Source organism: Pseudoalteromonas sp. P1-30, from assembly GCF_001400005.1.
In the GTDB taxonomy this organism is placed as follows: Bacteria; Pseudomonadota; Gammaproteobacteria; order Enterobacterales; family Alteromonadaceae; genus Pseudoalteromonas; species Pseudoalteromonas atlantica.
Map to the genome: position 1 here is coordinate 143003 of NZ_LKBC01000006.1, position 20095 is coordinate 163097.

The following is a 20095-nucleotide window of genomic DNA, read 5'->3' on the forward strand; positions in this document are numbered from 1 at the left end:
TTATATTTGAGCATGATAAAATAGCCAAATGTAACAGCAGTCATTTTGTGCGCGATTGTACATTAATTTGTTAATATCTGCATTTGATAACCATTCACACTTTTCTCATTAGGTAACATTTATAATGGATATTAAAGAACACAATACTATTTACTTTGCTGGTGGGTGCCTATGGGGCGTACAAGAGTTTATGAAACACTTACCAGGTGTTGTTAGCACACAGGCAGGGCGCGCTAATGGTACAAGTAAAACTACAGATGGCGAATATGATGGTTATGCTGAATGCGTAAAGGTAATTTTTGACCAAAACGCCGTTAGCCTAAATAAGCTGTTTGACTACTTTTTTGAAATTATTGACCCATACAGCATTAATAAACAAGGGGATGACGTAGGCCCTAAATACCGCACTGCTATTTACAGCAAACACCAAAGCCATTTAGAGGCAGCAAACAACTATATCAAAAAGCGCAGCGATGCCGATAAAATTGTAGTACAGGTAGAGCCGCTAACTAATTACGTACCAAGCGATCCTGAGCATCAAGACCGTTTAACCAACCACCCAGATGACTATTGCCATATACCTTTTGAGTTATTGTATAAGTATAAATTGTCATAGAGCTATGCTTAGATTACAGGTTACTCAGGCCTTTCAAAGCGATACAATTTAAACGAGCCAGTTTGAAGAGTTGTACCTTTGTGGTTTGAATACATATAGCCTTTGAGTTCACGGTTGTCTTTATGAATAATTAGCTTATTTGCGAAGAGTGGATTGCTGGTAGTGATTTTCAGTACGTTGTCTATTTCTTGAATATCTTGTGGCATAAAAGTGGTGCTGATTATGTCATTGGTTCCACTTGCAAAATAGGTGAAATATGACTCTTTATTTGGGTGAAATTCAATACTTACGAGTTTTTGATTGCCGTCTAAATTTAATAATCCTACCCAAAAACCATATAAACCTGACTTTTCTATAGCTGCTAATTCATCTATTCTAGAGCGGTATTTATCTATGAATGTATGGACGGTAGATTGCCTTTCTTGTTTTTCCAACCGGTAAGTTTTTGACATGACAAAATCATCGTCTGCATTAGAATAAATTTCTAACACCTCAAATGAATTATCTAAATAACGGCTTAAAATTAATGTAAATTGCAGATGCTCTTTATTAGGGCTAATGAGTTTGATAGTGCAATTAATGCGATTGCATTTAATATCGTTATCATTAAACGCAATTGATTTATTTCTATGAAATGCACTGGCGATATTTGCAATGATTAAACGGTGTTCTCCGTTTTCTTTTATTTCCAGTACATTGTATTCGAAATTATCTTTGTAAATGCCTTGCCACAAACCTGGAGTTAATTTTAAATTTTCCGCATGTGCGGGGAGCGAAGCAAAAAAGACGAACAGAGTGACTGTAAAATATTTTAAAAATGCCAAGGTATGAGTCCTTTATTAACAAAAAAGCTCACATTTTGTGAGCTTTTTAAAAACTAACTTTAAACTTACAGCTGCTTTTGCGGCGGGAAGTTGCTTAAAATATTAGCGACTGTTTCTTTAATTGATGCTTCGCGTTGCTCAGGCGATTGTTTTTTCTTTAAACGGCCTTCTTTTGCGCCGCGCCATACAAGCTGGTTTGATTCGCGGTCAATAATATCAATTACTAACGTACCCACTTCGTATTCACGGGCGCTAATATCGCGTTGAAAACCCGTACCCCAGTATCCCCAACGTGCGCCGTAGCCTACGTTAAAGCTGTCTACTTCTAGCTCTTTATCTACCGATGCATGGTAGTTAACTAGTACGTCAGCTTGGGCTGGGTCTACTAAGCTCATACCTAATGTTTGGCTAAGCTCTTTATTAACGGCAGTACGTACACGTTTTTCCATTAAGCCGTTAATTTGGTAGTTTGTGGTGTCTTTGGTTAGGCTCGCGTTTTCTACCCAAGCAAATGTTTTAAAATTACTAAAGTTGGCTGATTTGTCGTAATCCCAGTCAGGGGTTTGCGTACAGGCTGTAAGTAATGTCAGCGCTGCAACAATAAGTATATTTTTCATTACCTTTGCTCCAATAAAATGCGTTAATTTAAAATAACACACATCGTTTAAATGTGTATTAGTTTAACGTCCTATATTTTAGTTTAGTTGGTTTGCCTTAACGGCCAATTAATTGTGTTCAACTTCAATCCAGTCTTTTTCGTCTACCCAGTTTTGGGCGCCATCTTTTACTGAACGAATAGGTACAATGTAATCACAGCTTACCTGCGGTTTAACCGAGGCAAAAATTGGCACAAAGCCAAAGCTCAGTGCCGTTTCTATGATTGCTTTTTGGTTTTGGGGGTCAATGTCTGCCGCTTCATCAATATAAATAGGTATACGGTAAAGGTTTTGTTCCTGATCGCTTAATAAGTAACGAATAAACAACATGCCACATAATAACTTAATAGTAATACGAGTGCCGTTTGAGCCAGCTGAATCGATTTTTTCAAAGTGTTCGATTTCGCCAGCGCGGTTAACCACTTCAAAACGAATATCAAATAAGTCAGTTAATGTAAGGCCTGCTTTGTCGGAGGCAAGTTTTATTAGGTGATCTTTTGCTTCGTTTACCGCGCTTTCGCTGTAAGGTTCTTGGCTTAATAAGTCAAGGGTGTCGCCTTGTTCAAACTGATGCGACGTGCTGATAATGGTATCAATACTATCAACCAGCATTTTGCGCGGTATTACGTTAATTTTAAACGCTTGAAGGTTAGAAATACGGTGCTGGCTTATGCCTTTATTAAAGCTGTTCATTTCGCGGCGAAGTCGGTCTAAGTCTTCACGCAAGCCTTTAATTGTGGCGGCTACTTCGGTCAGGGCTACGCGGCCTTGGCGCTCAACGGCATCGCGTTCGTTATCAAGGTTATGAAACGCGCTAATCAACTTTTGGTATTTAGTAAATTCGTCGTTTTCGTTATCGAACTTAGTAATACCCGCGTTATATACATGCAAATAGGTATTACGTACGTTTATGTCAAAGTTGCGCAGCTCTTGGCAGTCTTTATTAAAGTGATGTACTAAGTCGCTTAAGTTATCAAAGTCGACTGTTATATCAATCATATACGGGGTAACTTTACCGCTGTATAAATCAAGCGTGTGGTCAATTCGCTCGCTTTTAACTTGGCGTAGACGCTCAGTTTGGCGACTAATTTGCTCTTGCTTAGATTTAATTAACGAGCGCCTGTCAGCAATTGAGCCACTATTTTTTTGAATGTCTTGTAGGTAGTCGTCAACTTGTTCGCGCTCTGCTAATAACTGCTCTTTTAGCATGGATTGCGCTTCTACCGACTGCTGCATTACCTCAAATTGCTCTAAGCGTTTTAGGGCGCTCTCTGCGCTCATTAGCTCATCGTAAAGTGCATCTTTTTCTTTTTGTTTATCGGCCACGTTAGCGGCTACTTCGCGCTGTTGTTTAAACTCTTTTAACGAGCGTTCCAGCGCGTCTAGCTGAGCGCTAAGCTGGGCTTTGTTTTCGCCGCTTTGCATTTGCACTGGGGAAAGTTTTTTAAGTTTAATGCTTGCCCCTGGTAGGGTTAGTACACCGCCTTTAACGTTTTCGCTTAATAACGATAAAAATTCCCCAAAGGCGTCTTCATCATCAATGGTTATATCGCCATTGCTGGTGGTGGCAAACGAGAGTATATCGGGGTTTAAAATGCGCGATATTTCTTCTACCTCTTTAAGTGATAGGTCTTCGCGCATTCGAGTAAACAAATTAAACTCAAGGTTTTTAAGCTGCAGTTTTAAGCTTTTAATTTGTTTTTGGGTCTCGCTAATGCGGTAATCAAGCGTGTGTAGGCTTTGCCCTTGTGCGCTGGTAATAGAGTGCGAAAGTGACTCGTAGTCTTGCTTAAGTTGGCCAAGGTTGGCTTTAAGGGTGGCTTTATTTACCAGTTCAAATTCGCTTTTAAGAGCGCTGTAATCTAAAAACCATTGCTCTATTTGGGTTTGCCTGCGCTCTATATCGCGCGATTGCTGTACGTATAAGCTTTGCTTTTGCTCAAACTCGTGTTTTTCGTGCTCTATGTCTTCAAGGGCAATGGCTAGTTCGCTTAGTTGCTCTTCTTGGTAGGTATCAAAGTCTATTAATGCTTGATCAATTTTAGGCGCGTAGGCTGCTAACTTACCTTTAAGCACCGTTTGGTTCTCAAGCATTGATTCAAGCGCTGTTATTGGCTCTTGCATTGATTCAAGCGCTTTTAATTCGCGTTTAGCCCGATTTACTTTATCAAACGAGCGACGCCATACTTCGTAAAAGTCCACTTTAGAGTTAGACATATGGCGTTCAAACACACGCAGCATAAAGCGTTTAACATCGCTTGCACCCAATTTGTGTAAGTTAAGAATACGCCTAAAAATTTCTTTATAAATGGCGGAGTCTTGCACGTTATTAAGCGGGATCATTTTTAAATTAATGTCGCCGTCAAAAGGGGTTGCGCCGCCGGTAAGTAGGGCGTTTAGCTCTTGTGCTTTAAGCTCTATAGGGTTGTAACCTTGCGTTTTTAAATGATTAAACAGCTTGGTAAACTTAATAATGGTATTACCTTGTGTGTACTGCGCTAAATCAAGTTTGCCTTGATAACAAAAGTACTGGTGCGCGTAACCGGCTATTTTACCAAGGCCTGCTACACCAATAACCACCGAGCCATGGGGTAGGTTGGCTTCAAGCAAAATGTACGACTGATCTGATGAAAAATAAAATTTACGGGTTTCATCTAAATCGTGCCCGTCCCATTCGGTTAGGCGTAAATCGTTTATTAGCGGAAATTGCAGGGCGTTTATAACCGAGCTTTTACCGGTATTGTTTGGTGCACAAATAGAGCTGCTTTTATCAAGCGGAATAACACATTTTGCATAACCTGCGGTATTAAGTAGGGCGAGTTTACTTAGTCCGTATAAGTTTTTCATTGCTCGTCCTCTGTAATGTAGGTTTCTTCGTTTACTTCCATAAGTGCATCAATATAGCGGTGAATAGGCGCTTGTAGCATAAAGCCGCCTTCGACTTCGCGGGCAAGGCCTAAACGTACCATGCGCAGGTATACGTCTTTTCGTAAATCTGAGCCCGAAAATATCTCAAGTTGATCAAACAAGTGTTTATTAATTTGCACTAAGGTTTGCATCAGTTCTAAGTCGTTTACTTCATCAAATAGGGCACGCATTGGGTCTTTACCCGTATTGGCAAAGTGCTCAATTAAAATGTAAATAGTCAGTGCAATAGCACGGGATATTTTACCCATGTTTGGCGTGCTTTCGTCGCTGGCAAAGTAGTAAAAGCCGCGGCTGTCGTGTTTTAAATCGTGGCCAAGGGCGTTAAATAAGGCGCTGTAAGATTCTATGTGCTGGTCAAGCTCTTGCCACATTACGTTGTCTTGTTCGCAAATATGGTAACCCGCACCTAATTTTTTATTAATGGCTTGTAGGTGCGTAAGCTCGTCTAAGTTTATATGTGTCATGTGTTACTCGTCTGCCTGTGTATCTGGCTGAGGCGCAGAATTAAATGGGTATAACGAAAAATGCTGGCCGGCAATTTTTACGCGTGTTTTTTCATCGCTTTGGCTAATGTGAATTTCACTGTCGCTGACTAGTTTTTGATATAAAAATAGCATTTCGTCGGCGTCTAATTCTGGGTAGCTTTCATCTAAAAATTGCAGTAATGGCTGGGGCTTTTTACGTTTTTTATTAAAGCGTTTTGCAAAGCTTGTTTTAACATCGTGGTAATCAGGAATGTTTGGCGTAACAAATGCCGGCACGTCTTGTTGCTCTGGGAGCTGGTATTCTTCGTGTTCAAATTCTACCAAGCTGGCCATATAGGCAACTATATGACGCTGCTGGCCAAGCGAATAACGCTGCGCATCGCTTACAAAGTTTGGTTGTACCGCGCTTAGCATATTGTCTACGCCATTTTTACGCACAAGGCCCAGCACTTTTGCTGCCTGGCGGGTAATTAGGTTATTACGGCGTAGCTCTTCGCGCAGTGGCATAAGCATATCGGCACTTTTGCGTAAGCTTTCTCGGCCAACTAAATGCATTTCGAGTATACGAGTACGCAATTGCTCAAGCATACGTTTGTCGTTGTAGGCTTTGCCTGAGCGTTCAATGTGCTCTATTTGCTTACTTATTTGCTGCTCAATAAGTGTAAAACAGGCATGAAAGTCACCGCGAATATCGACCATTTCAAGCATCGGTTCTATGTATTCATCAAAGGCTTCTATTACCGCTTTGTAGCGCTTTTGCAAAGATTGCACCGCGTGATCAGATTTAGCTTGCTCAACAATGTTTAAAATAGCGTTTTCGTTGTGCGCGTAAAGCTTCATTATTTTACGCACCCGATCATCCATAATGCGGCTATAGCGGCGTAAATCGTCATAGTCTTCTATTTCGCCGGCATTATCTAATCGGTTTCCTAGGCGTGCTAAATCATCAACCAAAACGCTAATTTCTTGTGCTAAACCTAGGTGTTCTTCTTGTAATAAAAAGGTCGCAAAATCGGCAATGGCGCGGTTTATTTCAAGCTGGGATGATTTAGCCAATGGAATAAGTATATCTTGATTGAGCAAACGATTTGTTTCTTTGTAAATGCGCTCGTTTGTCCACGTGGGCTGTTTTTGCTTAATGGCGTTTTGCACGTCTTTGAGGCTAAAGTCGGCCATTTTAAAACGTTTAAATAATAGCTCTAAAACACCCCAGTGTTCGCTAAGGGTATTAAGCAGCTTTTTAGCTGGGATCATAATGCGGTGATACATCCTAGTAATGAGTTAACTACGCTTAAAGCAGAGCGTAGTTTTTATATTTTTATAATAAAAAGTACTCGTTATTAACTGGCTTAATTTACACATTTTTTTAGCTGGCGTACAGGCGAGTTACATTAAGCGCTGTAAAAGTAGCCAGCAATGTAAACCCGGGCTAAATTATTCGCGTTATATTAACTAAAACACCTTGACAGCTAGACGTCTAAACGATAACTTTCAAAGCCCCGCTACATAGTGGGGTTTTGTTTTATTAGCCACAAGTTAATACAACATTCAGAAGAGGTGCGATACTTAGGTATTCAATGGTAGGTGACGAACGCCCATAACCATTAAAGAGGGAAGTACTCGCCGAGGAAAACAAGGTTACGTCAACCGTGTTTTTCGGTTTATGGGGCTGAATCCCCAAAACTGTCACCAACTTAGGTGGAGAGCTTCTGGCAGCGGACACATCTTATTTGCATTCCTTTGCCAAGTTCTTCTTGTTTTTTAGCGGTTTGGATACCGCGAAAGGAGACGAAATGACTACCCAATCAGTGCCACAAACAGTATCAGGCGCAAAATCAGATTACATCGTTGCCAAATTTGGCGGAACCAGTGTTGCAAACTTTGAAGCGATGAGTCGCTGTAGCGAAATTATTGTTGCAGATAAAAGCGTACGTATTGTAGCTGTGAGCGCCAGTGCCGGCGTAACTAACCACTTAGTTGCACTGTGCAAACCCGACCTTAGTAAAGAGCAGCGCCAAGAACACATAGATGGCGTATTGGCTATTCAACAGGCTATTTTAGATGAGCTGTCGCTTGATGCCGATTTAGCCGTAGGTTTTAACGAAACGTTAAAAGCGTTTCAAACGTTAGCCCTTGAAACACTCACCACTGATCAACAACACGATGAGCTGCTTAGCTTTGGCGAACGTTTATCGTCTTATTTATTTGCTCAAGTGCTGCGCTTAAAAGGCTTAAATGCAGATAGGTTTGATGTGCGCAAAGTGCTTAAAACCGACAGCCAATTTGGTAAAGCAACGCCCGATGTTGCGGCCACTGCACAAGCCGCTAAAGACTTGTTAATTCCGTTATTAGATGAGCAAGTAATAGTTACACAAGGGTTTATTGGTAGTGATGAATTTGGCCAAACCACAACGCTTGGCCGTGGTGGCTCTGACTACAGTGCGGCGTTATTAGCAGAGGCTATTAACGCTAAAAGTGTACACATTTGGACCGATGTAGTGGGTATTTTTAGCACCGACCCACGTTTATGCGCTAAGGCAACGCCAATTGCTCGTTTAAGCTTTGATGAAGCAGCAGAAATGGCGACATTTGGCGCAAAAGTATTGCACCCTGCAACTATTTTACCAGCAAGCCGTAGCCATATTAATGTATTTGTAGGCTCTAGCCGCGAGCCAGAGCGCGGAGGAACGTGGATTGAGCGTGAAAAATCGCAGCAGCCAGGTATTCGTGCCGTTACGCAGCGTAAAAACCAAATATTGCTAACGCTTAAAAGCCCAGAAATGTTATTAGCAAGTGGCTTTTTGGCCCGTGTATTTACTATTTTAAGTGAATTTAATATATCGGTAGATTTAGTTACTACCTCAGAAATTAGTGTTGCCATAACCCTAGATAACGCGCCTAATGCCTCGCGACCTGAGCTTGAGCAAGCGTGTTTAGATAAATTGGCCGAATTTTGTCATGTATCGGTTGAAAATAACTTAACCTTAGTTGCGCTTATAGGGTCTGAAATACAGCTACGCCAGCACGAAATGAACTTAATGAACGTATTAAAAGAGTTTAATATTCGATTAATTTGTCATGGTGCAAGTAAGCACAACTTATGCTTTTTAGTAGAGCAAAGCGAATCAGATACCGTGGTACAAGCAATACACAGCCGCTTATTAGAAAGCGCTGCTTAAGCTTTTAAAGCCAAGTTATTCAGTATCCAAGTTATTAAGTATAAAGCACCGCCAGTCGGTGCTTTTTTTATGCGCCACGCTTATATCAAACTCCTCATTGGCAACCGTTATGCTGTTACTCGATGCTGTAAGGTTTAACAAAGAAAATTCATCAAATACATTTGGGCTAAGCAATTGCGCTATTGGGCGGCTAGTTGCTTTAGCGAGTGCCTCTTTTAAGGTCCAAATTCTAAAAAAGCGGTGGGCTTGCTCTTTTATAGCCAAAGGCGCGGTAATTAAGGCAATTTCAGCCTTATGATAAAAATGCTTAGCGAGCTTTTCGAATGGGCGTTTTAAGTTAATTTTTTCAATATCAAAGCCAAACTCCGCCTTAGTAACATTAAGTGCAACGCCAACTAAGCCATGCGAGTGCGAAATACAGGTATTTATAACGGTGTGGTTTATATGGAGCTGCAGTTTTGAGCATTCTTCATTAAAGTGGGTGCTCATTTTATTAAGCGGTATGTGTGCGTATTGGGGCTGAGTATGCTTTGCAAGTTGCTTTAGTAATATACGCGATGCTAGATATTCTTGCTTTGCTTGCATGCGTTTACGGCGATTTATAACGCTTAGCTCAAATGGGCTTAGGTACTGGGTTAAATCAAGGTGTTCTAAATTAAGTGTGTTGGCATTAAACACTAAAATAGTATTGTTGCTAGGGGATAAATCGCTATAAAAAGAGGGAGCAATACTTAGGGTGTTTTTAAAAAAGTGGTTAGTCATACGCGCTTAAAATAAGTGAGTGCTGTAATTATGAGCGGTTAACAGCGCTTATTTATGCCAAAAGCAATTTTATTACTCAGTTGGCATTAAATATGGTTTAATTCACAATAATCAAAGAATAACAGAATTTGTAGATGTATGGCACAAGTGCGTGATGGATTTCAAAGCCGTTTTGGTTTTGTTTTAGCCGCTGCAGGCGCAGCAGTGGGTTTAGGTAATATTTGGGGTTTTCCTACGCAGGCGGCCAACCATGGTGGCGGTGCATTTTTATTGGTTTACTTTGTAGTTATATTTTTACTTGCGCTACCTGCGCTTTATACCGAACTTTATTTAGGCCACCAAGCGCAAGCAAACCCAGTAAAAGCATTGGGTAATGCGTGGCAAAATACCAACAAAAAAGTAGGGGCTGCCGCAGGATATATTGGCCTTGCGGGCGCTGTGGTTATGCTTAGCTTTTATTCTATTGTAGCTGGGTGGATGCTCTCTTACGCGATAGAGCCTATTACTACATTTTTTGGTTTTACCGCAGCAAGCGAATTTTTGCACAGCGACTCTATGGTGCGTAATTTTATATTTACGCCGCTTATGCTTATTTTAACCGCCAGTATTATTTTAAAAGGGGTTAAATCGGGGATTGAAACCTGGTCACGCCGTTTAATGCCATTGTTGTTGGTGCTACTAATAGGCTTAATTTTTTATATAGCCAGTTTAGAAGGCGCCAGCGAAGGGTTTGCTGCTTATTTAATTCCTAATTTTAGCCAAGTGCTTGACCCAAATTTAATTATTGCTGCAATGGGGCAGGCGTTTTTCTCGCTCTCATTAGGGGTTGGCTGCATGATGATTTATGGCTCGTACCTGCAGCCAGATGCAAACCTGCCAAAACTAACTGCAAGCGTTGCACTACTTGATACCAGTGTGGCATTTTTAGCAGGTTTACTGATAGTGCCTGCAATTTATGTAGCGCAGCATAACGGGGTAGAGGTGTTTAGCGGCGGAAAACTTATAGGTGAAGGGCAGCTTATATTTGCTATTTTACCTGAGCTTTTTAGTACCATGGGCGAAATTGGCTTACTAATTGGGTTACTGTTTTTTGTACTTATGTCGATTGCATCGGTTACATCGACTATTTCTACCACAGAAATACCGGTAGCGTTTTTAGTAGAAAACCACCGCATAGATCGTACTAAAGCAACGTGGGCTGTTAGCCTAGTGGTGTTAATATGCGCTAGTGCAATAATATTAAACTTTGAGTGGTTATTTGGTTTAGTAATCATGCTATTTACTCAGTACCAACTTCCACTTATGGGGCTGTTTTATTTTATAACCGCAGGTTGGATGTGGAAACGCGGTAATAAGCTTCATAAAGCCAGCACCGGCACGCATTACTGGTTTGCTCAATACATTCGTTTTGTGTGCCCAGTATTAATGACTCTTGTTTTTGCAAACGTTGCGTTTGGCTAAAGTATTTAAAGCTTTACCCGTTATGTAAATAGCAAAACGGGTAAAGCAAATTAATGGGCCGCGGCTTTATAAAACCTCATTGGTTAAAGGTCTCTGTTCATTAATTTCTATGGCGTTTTGTATGGTGGTATTGGCAATTTCGCTAAGGGCTTCTTGAGTAAAAAAGCCTTGGTGGCCAGTTATTAATACGTTTTTAAAACTAACTAAGCGCGAGAATATATCGTCTTGGTTTATCTCGTCGCTATGGTTTTTAAAAAATAGCTCTGACTCCTGCTCGTACACATCAAGCCCTAAATACCCTAGCTTTTTAGTTTTAAGCGCATTTATACACGCTCTGCTATTAAGTAGCGCACCGCGCGAAGTGTTAATTAGCATTACCCCAGGTTTCATTTTATTAAATGCATCGTCGTTTATTAAATGGTGTGTTTGCTCATTCAGTGGGCAGTGCAGTGAAATTATATCGCTTTGAGTAAGCAGCGAATCTAAATCGGTAATGGTGTAATTGCCAGGTGTTGCATAAGGGTCGCACACTAAAACATGCGCGCCAAAGCCATTTAAAATATTACAAAGGGCAAGGCCAATTTTGCCACAGCCTATAATTCCAACTGTTTTGCCGTGTAAGTTAAAGCCTAATAAACCGTTTAAATCAAAGTTGTCTTCGCGTACGCGGTTATAGGCTTTATGTGTTTTACGGCTAAGGGTAAGCATAAGTGCAACACAGTGCTCAGCTACGGCTTCTGGGCTGTAGGCGGGTACTCGTAATACCTTAATGTTGTGTGCTTTGGCAGCCACTAAATCAACATTATTAAACCCTGCGCAGCGAAGTAAAATAGTATTAATTCCTTGCTCAGCAAGGTGCTCAATAACGAGGGCGTTAACTGTGTCGTTTACAAATACACACACAGCATCAAACCCTTTAGCAAGCAGGGCTGTTTGCTCGTTCAGTGCTTGCTCAAAGTAACAAATCTCTATTTGAGGGTGTTTGTTAATACTGCGCTCAAAAAAAGGCTGCTCGTATTTTTGCGTACTAAAAAAAGCAATGTTCATGTTATTTACTCCAAAGCCTAGCTGTTATAGCAATCCGTATAATCAAGTGATCTATTTTGAGGATGTAAAAACGCGTTGATAGTAAGGTAAAAAATTCGCTATTTAGTTGTTCTCGGCAATTGCTCCTGCATTGCTCTTTTTAACACAGATAGCGACACGTTTAGCCCCTAAAAATGATTAAGTATTATTGCTGATTGGTATTATACGTAACCTTAAACTAGTTTAATAAAGCATGCTTGAGTAACCACCCGTTTATTGATTTAGAATAATTAAGCGCCTTTTAATGCATTAAAGTTAGGTATTATTTTTGCGTTATTTAAGTTATTAGCGTTTAGTGCGCTAGGTAAATTTGCCTCAATGACCTGTTTAAGCGTTTCGGGCTTGGTGCGCGGCGCATAACGTGCAACGAGCTGACCTTGTGGGTTAATTAAAAACTTGGTGAAGTTCCACTTTACTGCGCGGTTTTGCGAAATACCACGGGTATGCGACTTTAAATAATTAAACAGCGGATGCGCCTCGGGCCCATTTACCATTACCTTACCAAACACTTTGAACGACACGTCAAATTGCCCTTGATAAAAGTCTTTAATCGCGAGGTTATCAAGCGGCTCGTTTTGGCCAAATTGATGACACGGAAACGCTAAGATAGTGAAACCGCTATTTTTATATTCCTGATAGAGCTTTTCTAGCGAACTTAATTGCACCGAAAAATTACATTTACTTGCTGTATTAACAATAAGTACTGTTTTGCCTTTTAGCTGGCTAAGCGCAAAGCTTTCGCTGTTGTACAAAGGGGCACTAAATTGATAAATACTATCCATGGTTACCTACTTATTTCCTTACGTTGGAAATTTATAAAGACTTAATTCGCTTTTTCAGCAGCCGATTGACATAATCGGGCATAGTTTCTAAGTTAGCAGGAAAATAAGGCACTTTTATGTCAATCAATGTTGCATTTATAGGTTTAGGGGTAATGGGTTACCCAATGGCAGGGCATTTAGCAAAAGCGGGCTTTAATGTGTGTGTATATAACCGCACTCAAGCAAAGGCGCAAAGCTGGGTAGATGAGTATGCAGGAAGCTTTGCTACCACGCCGCGAGAAGCTGCTAATAATGCTGATATTGTATTTATGTGTGTAGGTAATGACGATGATTTACGTGCGGTTGTTTACGGCGAAAATGGTGTTTTAGCGGGGATGGCCGTTAATAGCATTTTGGTTGACCATACTACTACATCGGCCGAAGTAGCCCGTGAAGTAGCAGAAAAAGCAGCCCTGCAAAATATCGATTTTATAGACGCGCCCGTATCTGGCGGACAAGCAGGTGCTGAAAACGGCGTGCTTACAGTCATGGCTGGCGGTAACGAAGCTATTTTCACTAAAGTGCAACCCGTAATGGCAGCATATAGCCGTTTTAGCCAGTTATTAGGCGATGTGGGCGCAGGGCAGTTATGTAAAATGGTTAATCAAATTTGTATTGCCGGCGTAGTGCAAGGCTTAGCCGAGGGCTTACATTTTGCCAAACAAGCAGGGCTTGATGGTGAAAAAGTAATTGAAACCATTTCAAAAGGGGCTGCGGGTTCGTGGCAAATGGAAAACCGCTACAAAACAATGTGGGCAGGTGAGTACGAGTTTGGTTTCGCCGTAGATTGGATGCGCAAAGATTTAGGCATCGCGCTTGATGAAGCTAAAAACAACGGCGCTACGTTACCTATGACTGCAACGGTTGATCAATATTACGCCGACGTACAAGCGCTTGGCGGGGGCCGATACGATACATCAAGCTTACTAGCACGCATTGAAGCACTGCATAAAAAATAACGTTTTGAGTATGCCTAGTTAGATGCGCAGCTTGCTGGCGTGATGGGCAAAGCCCGTAATAATTTAAACAAAAACCCGACGCTTTAGTAATTAAAGCGTCGCGTTTTTATATGCGCTATACAAATAAACTAAAAGAAAATTACATGCTTTGCGCGTAGTTATACAAAGCCTTTAAAATGGTTAGGTTTTTTTCGCTGTCGTCGTGATCATGGGCCAAGTTTTCAAGGGTGATCATAAAGTCTTGTGCGCTAATTGAGGGTTGATCTTCTCCGTGCATTAACTTGTTTTGGCAATACTGACGCCATTGGTCAAGCTCTTGCTGGTTTAGCGTTTCTGGCCAGTTTCGTGCACGGTATCTAAACAGTAATGTATTGAATTTTTTATCTTCAAAATCTAAATTTAAGCCCGCTAGCTCGTCTGGTTTAGCATCGCGAATAATCGCAAATTTAGCTTTGTCGGCGTGGCTTGTAAAGCCATCGTAAAGTAAGTAATCAACGTTAGTGGTCGCGCTGTAATCACCTTTTTCGTTAAACACTTCAGTTACTTTATCGCGAAGCTCGGTATTGGCTTTTAAAATAGCTAAATTAGCGAGGCATTGCTCGCGGTTAATGCCTAAACGGGCTGCATTTTCAGGTAATAACGTTTTAGCAGGCGCTAAAATAGGGCACTTGTTTAAATGCACCAGTTTTAAACCAACAGGTAAATCACCCTCGGCTAAATCAACACGTTTGGTGTATAAACGTTTACGTAGTTCTTCTACGTTTAAATCAAGCAATACTTGCGGTTTTTGGGTTAAATCAAAACATATAACGGCGTTTTTATTTACCGGATGAAAGCTCATAGGCGCCACCCACGTAGTACAGCCCTGCGTTGCAGGAATGCGTGACGAGGTATGTACCAGCGGCGTCATGTTAAATACATCAACTAACTCACCAAGCGCTTTTTTATTACGCAGCCCAAAAAAGAAGTTATAAAGCTTTGGTTGTTTTTCTTTTATAAGTTTAGCCAGTGCAATAGTGGCAGTTACATCGCTTAGCGCATCGTGCGCAGCGGCGTGTTCAATGCCATTAGCTACCGTTAAATGTTCAAGCTTAAAGCTCGGGCTGCCGTCTTCTTTTAACGGCCATTCAATGCCCTCAGGGCGCAGCGCATAACATGCACGTACTAAATCAATAATATCCCAGCGGCTGTTATTGTTTTTATATTCGCGCTCGTACGGGTCGTAAAAGTTACGGTAAAAGCTATAACGGCTTACTTCGTCATCAAAGCGAATACTGTTATAACCAGCAACACAGGTGTTTGGCGCACTAAATTCAGCGTGAATTTTGGCTATAAACTCAGCCTCCACCAAGCCTTTTTTCATCGCCACTTGTGGCGTAATGCCCGTGATTAAACATGCCTCAGGGTGAGGCAAGTAATCCGCTTGCGGCTTACAGTATTCAATAAGCGGCTCGCCAATTATATTTAAATCAAGATCGGTACGAATACCCGCAAATTGGCTCGGCTTATCCTTTTGAGGGCTTGCGCCCCAGGTCTCATAATCGTGCCAGTATATTGTTGCTTGATTTTGCTCTTGATATGCCATGCTAAAAACCCTGAGAAGTTAACTTAAAAACGCCTAAATGCACGCCAAGTTACTAAAATAATGAATTATTTAGATTATGGCATATGGGCGAGGGAGTTTATAGGTTTGCGATTGATAAGGGAGTTAAATTAGGTGGTGTTTACTAATTATAATTAAAGCACTTGCTATGAATTGCTTACTAGTTTGGCATTAGACTAAAGTCTATAAGTTAATTTTCTTCACTTATTGGTTTTGTTTTAATCGTTTGTCGGTTTTGTGTTAATTCTCTAAAGTTGAATTGTCGGCAACAAGCACGACTAACTCAACAGGAATATAATCATGAAAAGCTCACTTATCAAAACCATCGCTCTTGGCTCTTTATTAACTTGCTCAGCTGCTGTAATGGCTGATACAAGTGACTACAAATTAATGGTTATCGAACAAGCGACTGCACCGCAGCCAATTGAGCAGTCATTTAATAGTTGCGCACTGAATGTTAAGTCAAAAAACTATGCAGAGGCTGAAGCAATTTGTACAAAAGCAATTGCACTTTTAAAAGATGCAGACGGCCCTAAATTTAAAGTACGCGAACTTACGTCATTCGCGTTAAGTAACCGAGGTGTTGCGCGCTTAAAATCAAATAATGACACAGCAGCCATTGCTGATTTGTACGAGGCAGCGCAAATGTCTAACAGTACAATGGTATCGCATAATTTAACACTTGCTAAAGAAGAGCTTGCGCTATAAAAAAGCACTAAACATGCTTTAATTAAGCCAGTGTATAAAAAGCCCATGTTAGGTTTATTCTTAACATGGGCTTTTTGCGTTGCACGGTTAAAAAGTGCAAATTATAAAAGTGGAAACTACTTATTAGGCTTTAAATTTAAGAGAGCTAGATTATGGATGTCACGAGTACGTTGAGTATATTTGAAATTAGCGCGATTTTTTTATCTATAACCGCATTACTTGCTTATATAAATCATCGGTTTATTGGCCTGCCAACCACCATTGGGGTGATGGTTATTTCGCTTTTAGTGTCTATTGCGGCCATATTTTTGGGCTTTTTAGGGTTTGATGAACTTATTGATTACGAAGTAAGCCTACTTGATCAACTCAATTTTACTCATGTATTGCTCGATGGCATGCTCTCAATGCTGCTTTTTGCTGGGGCGTTGCACGTTAATGTAAGTGACTTAAGACGTTATAAATTACCCATAGGTATTTTAGCGTGTGTGGGTACGCTAATTTCAACAGTGATTATTGCTACAGCGTTATATGTAGTAGTGCCTTTATTGGGATTTAATTTATCGTTTATATGGTGTTTATTATTTGGTGCGTTGATTTCGCCAACCGATCCGATAGCGGTAATGGGTATTTTACGCTCTGCTGGCGCGCCTAAAAGTATTGAAACCGTAATAGCGGGGGAGTCGCTATTTAATGATGGTATAGGCGTGGTGGTATTTGCGCTTTTATTAGGAATTTTAACCAGTGGTGATATGCCAACTATATACTCAGTGGCTCATACACTCGCTGTTGAAGCGGGGGGCGGTATAATATTTGGTTTAATATTGGGTGGTGCTTTAAATTATTTATTAAAGGCAATAGATAGCTACCAAGAAGAAGTATTACTTACGCTAGCGGGTGTTATAGGCGGTTATGCATTGGCGAGTCACTGGCACTTATCGGGGCCACTTGCGATGGTTATGGTGGGATTAATGGTGGGTAATCATGGCCGTAATTTAGCCATGAGTGATAAAACACGCCACTATGTTGATTTGTTTTGGGAGCTAATTGATGAAATTTTAAATGCCATTTTATTTGTGCTAATTGGCCTTGAAGTGGTAATTATTGTGTACTCAGCTAATTTGCTGGTGGCGGGCGTTTTAACCATTTTAATTGCGCTATGCGCACGTCTTATTGTGGTTGGCCTAACAACAACTATTTTTAATAAACAGCTCGAGCTGCCCAGCGGTGCATGGAAAGTGTTAACCTGGGGAGGGTTACGTGGCGGTATTTCGGTGGCACTGGTGTTGCAGCTACCTGATGGATCGCAGCGTAATATATTATTGGCTTTAACTTATGCGGTGGTGGTTTTTTCAATTTTAGTGCAAGGCTTGAGCGTAGGAAAAGTCGCCAAAAGCATAAAAACAAAATAAATTATAAAGACTGATTTTTGTACAGCTCATAGGCTTGTTTGCGTAGCTACAGCATAAGATTCGTTTTAAAACCTTTTTCAAAACAAGCAGTAATTACGCTGGTTTACACGCTGTTAAACATTTAAATTTGTACGTATATTAGACTAAAGTCTATAGGTTAATTTTCTTCACTTGTTGAGTTTGTTTTTCTCGTTTGTCGGCGCTGAGCTATTACTCTAAAGTTCAGTTGTCGGCAACAAGCGCGACTAACTTAATTAGGAAAGACAAACCATGAAACGTACACTTTTAAAAACCATCGCTCTTGGCTCATTACTAACTTGCTCAGCAGCTGTAATGGCTGATTCAAGTGACTACAAACTAATGGTTATCAAAACCGCTACTGCTCCATTGCCACTTGAAGAGTCATTCAATAGCTGTGCACTTAACGTTAAATCTAAAAATTACGCTCAAGCTGAAGAAATTTGTACTAAAGCCATTGCACTATTAAAAGATGCACAAGGCCCTAAATTTAAAGTACGCCAGCTTACATCGTACGCTTTAAGCAACCGTGGCGTTGCACGTTTAAAAGCGCATAACGATACAGCAGCATTAGCTGATTTATACGAAGCAGTACAAATCTCTGAAAACACATTAGTGTCTCATAACTTAACTCGCGCTAAAGAAGAGCTTGCCTTATAAAGCAATTTAATTAGCGAGAGTCACAAAAAAGCCCCTACCGATTTATATTTGGTAGGGGCTTTTTTGTGCGTGTAATAAAATTCTTTTATAAAACTCACATGTAAATTTAAAAGCGAGAAAGCCCGTATTAGAAAGCTTTATTTTTGGAAATGTTATTAGCGGCAGATGCGGCTTTAAGTCTTAAAAACGTTTAGAAAAAGACCAAAAATAAACAATTAAATATACAAGCAATAGTGAGTTTTTGGCTATAAAGACTCTACACCAATAAAAACGCTGGCTGATATATCAGCCAGCGTTTTTTATTGTGTGTTTTTTGCTATTGTATTTTGCAGATAAGCCTATACCAATGCGTAATAATACTTAATTAAGCGAATTGGTATTAGATGCTAGTGAAAACAGTTTTTTTAATTACACAGTAAAAAGAGTGAGTAGTATTGATGGGCTCCAGCAAAAATCAGCTTAATTTAGACTTAGGACAAGAGCATATTACTATCCAACGCCGTTATGAAGCATTAGGCGCAGTTAACGATTTTTTAATTGCGGTGTGGTTTTTAATTGGTAGCTTTTTCTTTTTAAATGAGTCATTAGTTGAAAGCGGTACCTGGCTTTTTATAGCTGGCAGTGCGCAATTAATAATAAAACCTGTATTAAAATTAATGAGTTTAGTTCACGTTAAAAAAGTGTTTCGTTCTAACAATACTCACTAGGCGTTCAGATATTGTAATTAATAATTTAATGACTATTCACAGCAAAGGTAATGCATTGAAACTACTAAAGTGGACTTTGGGCGCAGTTATAATTTTATTAATAGTGGGTTTACTCATTCCTGAGAAGCTAGTAATTCCTGTGCAAGGCGCTACAAGTAAAGATTGGAACCACAATACGTTTTGGTATGAGCCGTGGGGGCGCTCGGGTGTACATAAAGGAATTGATATTTTTGGCGCTAAAAACACGCCTGTGGTTGCTGCAACAAGCGGTATTGTTATTTTTTCAGGTGAACTAAACCGAGGAGGCAAAGTGGTTGCGGTACTTGGTGCAAAATGGCGAGTGCATTATTTTGCACATTTAAATGACTACAATGTAAGTGCAGGGGATGTAGTTAGCATAAACAGTCAAATTGGCTTACTGGGTGATACCGGTAATGCCGCAGGAAAGCAACCTCATGTGCATTATTCTATATTATCGCTTATGCCTATGGCGTGGCTTTTTACAACACAAAGCCAAGGGTGGAAAAAGATGTTTTTTTTAAACCCACATAAAAAGTTAACTGCTAACTAACTCAGTTTTATGTATGGATGGGCCTTTACTGATTAGCTGACAAAGTAGTTAACTCACTTGTTTTTGCTGTATTTTTTGAGAGTGAAAGAAACGCTATTTAAAGTAGGTATTAGACTAAAGTCTATAAGTTAGTTTTTCTCACTTATTAGGTTTGTTTTTATCGTTTGTCGGGGGGAGAGGATTTATCTAAAGTTACGTTGTCGCCAATAAGCACGACCAACCAAACAGGAAGATAATCATGAAACGTACACTTTTAAAAACCATCGCTCTTGGCTCATTATTAACTTGCTCAGCTGCTGCAATGGCTGATCAAAGTGACTACAAATTAATGGTTATTGAAGATTCTGTAACAGCCGCGCCGGAGTTTGAACAGCCATTTAATAGCTGTGCACTTAATGTAGAATCTAAAAACTACACAGAAGCTGAAGCCATATGTACACAAGCAATTGCCTTATTAAAAGAAAGCCGTGGCCCACGTTTAAAAGTACGCGAACTTACATCGTTTGCATTAAGTAACCGTGGTGTAGCCCGCATGATGGCCAAAAAAGACACCGCAGGCCTTTCAGATTTATACGAAGCGTATCAAATCTCTAAAAACTCACTGGTATCTCATAATTTAACGCGTGCTAAAGAAGATTTATC

19 protein-coding genes and 1 riboswitch are annotated in these 20095 nt (G+C 40.3%); of the genes, 10 read left to right on the top strand and 9 right to left on the bottom strand.

Annotated features, from left to right (window positions below; genetic code table 11):
- Positions 1-124 precede the first annotated feature (124 nt).
- Positions 125-616, top strand: coding sequence for a peptide-methionine (S)-S-oxide reductase (locus tag AN395_RS11950; RefSeq protein WP_054983131.1), 492 nt, complete (start codon positions 125-127; stop codon positions 614-616).
- Positions 617-636: 20 nt separating this feature from the next.
- Here the strand turns inward: AN395_RS11950 and AN395_RS11955 are convergent, their stop codons facing one another.
- From AN395_RS11955 to AN395_RS11975, 5 genes are all read right to left on the bottom strand, one after another.
- Positions 637-1440, bottom strand: coding sequence for a hypothetical protein (locus AN395_RS11955; protein WP_054983132.1), 804 nt, complete (start codon positions 1438-1440; stop codon positions 637-639).
- Between the two features lie 65 nt (positions 1441-1505).
- Positions 1506-2057: a DUF4136 domain-containing protein gene (locus AN395_RS11960; protein WP_054983133.1), complete on the bottom strand. Its 552-nt coding sequence runs from the start codon at positions 2055-2057 to the stop codon at positions 1506-1508.
- Positions 2058-2165: 108 nt separating this feature from the next.
- Positions 2166-4943, bottom strand: a complete 2778-nt coding sequence (locus AN395_RS11965) for a hypothetical protein (RefSeq protein WP_054983134.1) — start codon at positions 4941-4943, stop codon at positions 2166-2168.
- Complete coding sequence (locus AN395_RS11970) at positions 4940-5488, bottom strand: condensin complex protein MksE (RefSeq protein WP_054983135.1); 549 nt, start codon at positions 5486-5488, stop codon at positions 4940-4942. The genes AN395_RS11965 and AN395_RS11970 overlap by 4 nt, the downstream gene beginning before the upstream one ends.
- Positions 5489-5491: 3 nt before the next feature.
- Positions 5492-6763 carry a hypothetical protein gene (locus AN395_RS11975; protein WP_054983136.1) on the bottom strand — a complete coding sequence of 424 codons (1272 nt, stop codon included), beginning with the start codon at positions 6761-6763 and terminating at the stop codon, positions 5492-5494.
- Positions 6764-7053: 290 nt separating this feature from the next.
- Positions 7054-7226, top strand: a riboswitch (Lysine riboswitch).
- Between the two features lie 76 nt (positions 7227-7302).
- On the opposite strand from AN395_RS11975, the gene lysC reads away from it, so the two are divergent.
- On the top strand, positions 7303-8688 hold the full coding sequence (lysC, locus tag AN395_RS11980; RefSeq protein WP_004587704.1) for a lysine-sensitive aspartokinase 3: 1386 nt from the start codon (positions 7303-7305) through the stop codon (positions 8686-8688).
- Positions 8689-8703: 15 nt separating this feature from the next.
- On the opposite strand, the gene AN395_RS11985 is transcribed toward lysC, so the two are convergent.
- A complete protein-coding gene (locus AN395_RS11985) occupies positions 8704-9450 on the bottom strand; it encodes a 4'-phosphopantetheinyl transferase superfamily protein (protein ID WP_054983137.1) in 747 nt (248 codons plus the stop codon).
- A 138-nt stretch (positions 9451-9588) separates the two neighbouring features.
- Here AN395_RS11985 and AN395_RS11990 point away from each other — a divergent pair, with 138 nt between their 5' ends.
- Positions 9589-10911, top strand: a complete 1323-nt coding sequence (locus tag AN395_RS11990; protein ID WP_054983138.1) for a sodium-dependent transporter — start codon at positions 9589-9591, stop codon at positions 10909-10911.
- Between the two features lie 66 nt (positions 10912-10977).
- Here AN395_RS11990 and AN395_RS11995 read toward each other — a convergent pair whose 3' ends face one another.
- Positions 10978-11958, bottom strand: coding sequence for a 2-hydroxyacid dehydrogenase (locus tag AN395_RS11995; RefSeq protein WP_054983139.1), 981 nt, complete (start codon positions 11956-11958; stop codon positions 10978-10980).
- Between the two features lie 269 nt (positions 11959-12227).
- The gene (locus AN395_RS12000) at positions 12228-12779 is read right to left on the bottom strand and encodes a glutathione peroxidase (protein WP_004587708.1); all 552 of its coding nucleotides are present in this window, start codon (positions 12777-12779) and stop codon (positions 12228-12230) included.
- 116 nt (positions 12780-12895) lie between these two features.
- Between AN395_RS12000 and AN395_RS12005 the strand changes: the two genes are divergently transcribed.
- Positions 12896-13777: an NAD(P)-dependent oxidoreductase gene (locus tag AN395_RS12005; protein ID WP_054983140.1), complete on the top strand. Its 882-nt coding sequence runs from the start codon at positions 12896-12898 to the stop codon at positions 13775-13777.
- A 139-nt stretch (positions 13778-13916) separates the two neighbouring features.
- Here AN395_RS12005 and sbcB read toward each other — a convergent pair whose 3' ends face one another.
- Positions 13917-15362, bottom strand: coding sequence for an exodeoxyribonuclease I (gene sbcB, locus AN395_RS12010; protein WP_054983141.1), 1446 nt, complete (start codon positions 15360-15362; stop codon positions 13917-13919).
- A gap of 318 nt (positions 15363-15680) precedes the next feature.
- Between sbcB and AN395_RS12015 the strand changes: the two genes are divergently transcribed.
- The 6 genes from AN395_RS12015 to AN395_RS12040 all read left to right on the top strand — a co-directional run.
- A complete protein-coding gene (locus AN395_RS12015; protein WP_054983142.1) occupies positions 15681-16088 on the top strand; it encodes a hypothetical protein in 408 nt (135 codons plus the stop codon).
- A gap of 152 nt (positions 16089-16240) precedes the next feature.
- Complete coding sequence (locus AN395_RS12020) at positions 16241-17497, top strand: sodium:proton antiporter (RefSeq protein WP_054983143.1); 1257 nt, start codon at positions 16241-16243, stop codon at positions 17495-17497.
- A 270-nt stretch (positions 17498-17767) separates the two neighbouring features.
- On the top strand, positions 17768-18175 hold the full coding sequence (locus AN395_RS12025; protein ID WP_004587203.1) for a hypothetical protein: 408 nt from the start codon (positions 17768-17770) through the stop codon (positions 18173-18175).
- A gap of 437 nt (positions 18176-18612) precedes the next feature.
- Positions 18613-18882 carry a YrhK family protein gene (locus AN395_RS12030; protein WP_004587206.1) on the top strand — a complete coding sequence of 90 codons (270 nt, stop codon included), beginning with the start codon at positions 18613-18615 and terminating at the stop codon, positions 18880-18882.
- Positions 18883-18937: 55 nt separating this feature from the next.
- Positions 18938-19453 (top strand): M23 family metallopeptidase, encoded by a 516-nt coding sequence (locus AN395_RS12035; protein ID WP_095206656.1) that lies wholly within the window; start codon positions 18938-18940, stop codon positions 19451-19453.
- A 238-nt stretch (positions 19454-19691) separates the two neighbouring features.
- A partial coding sequence (locus AN395_RS12040) for a hypothetical protein (RefSeq protein WP_054983145.1) occupies positions 19692-20095 on the top strand: 404 nt, incomplete at its 3' end.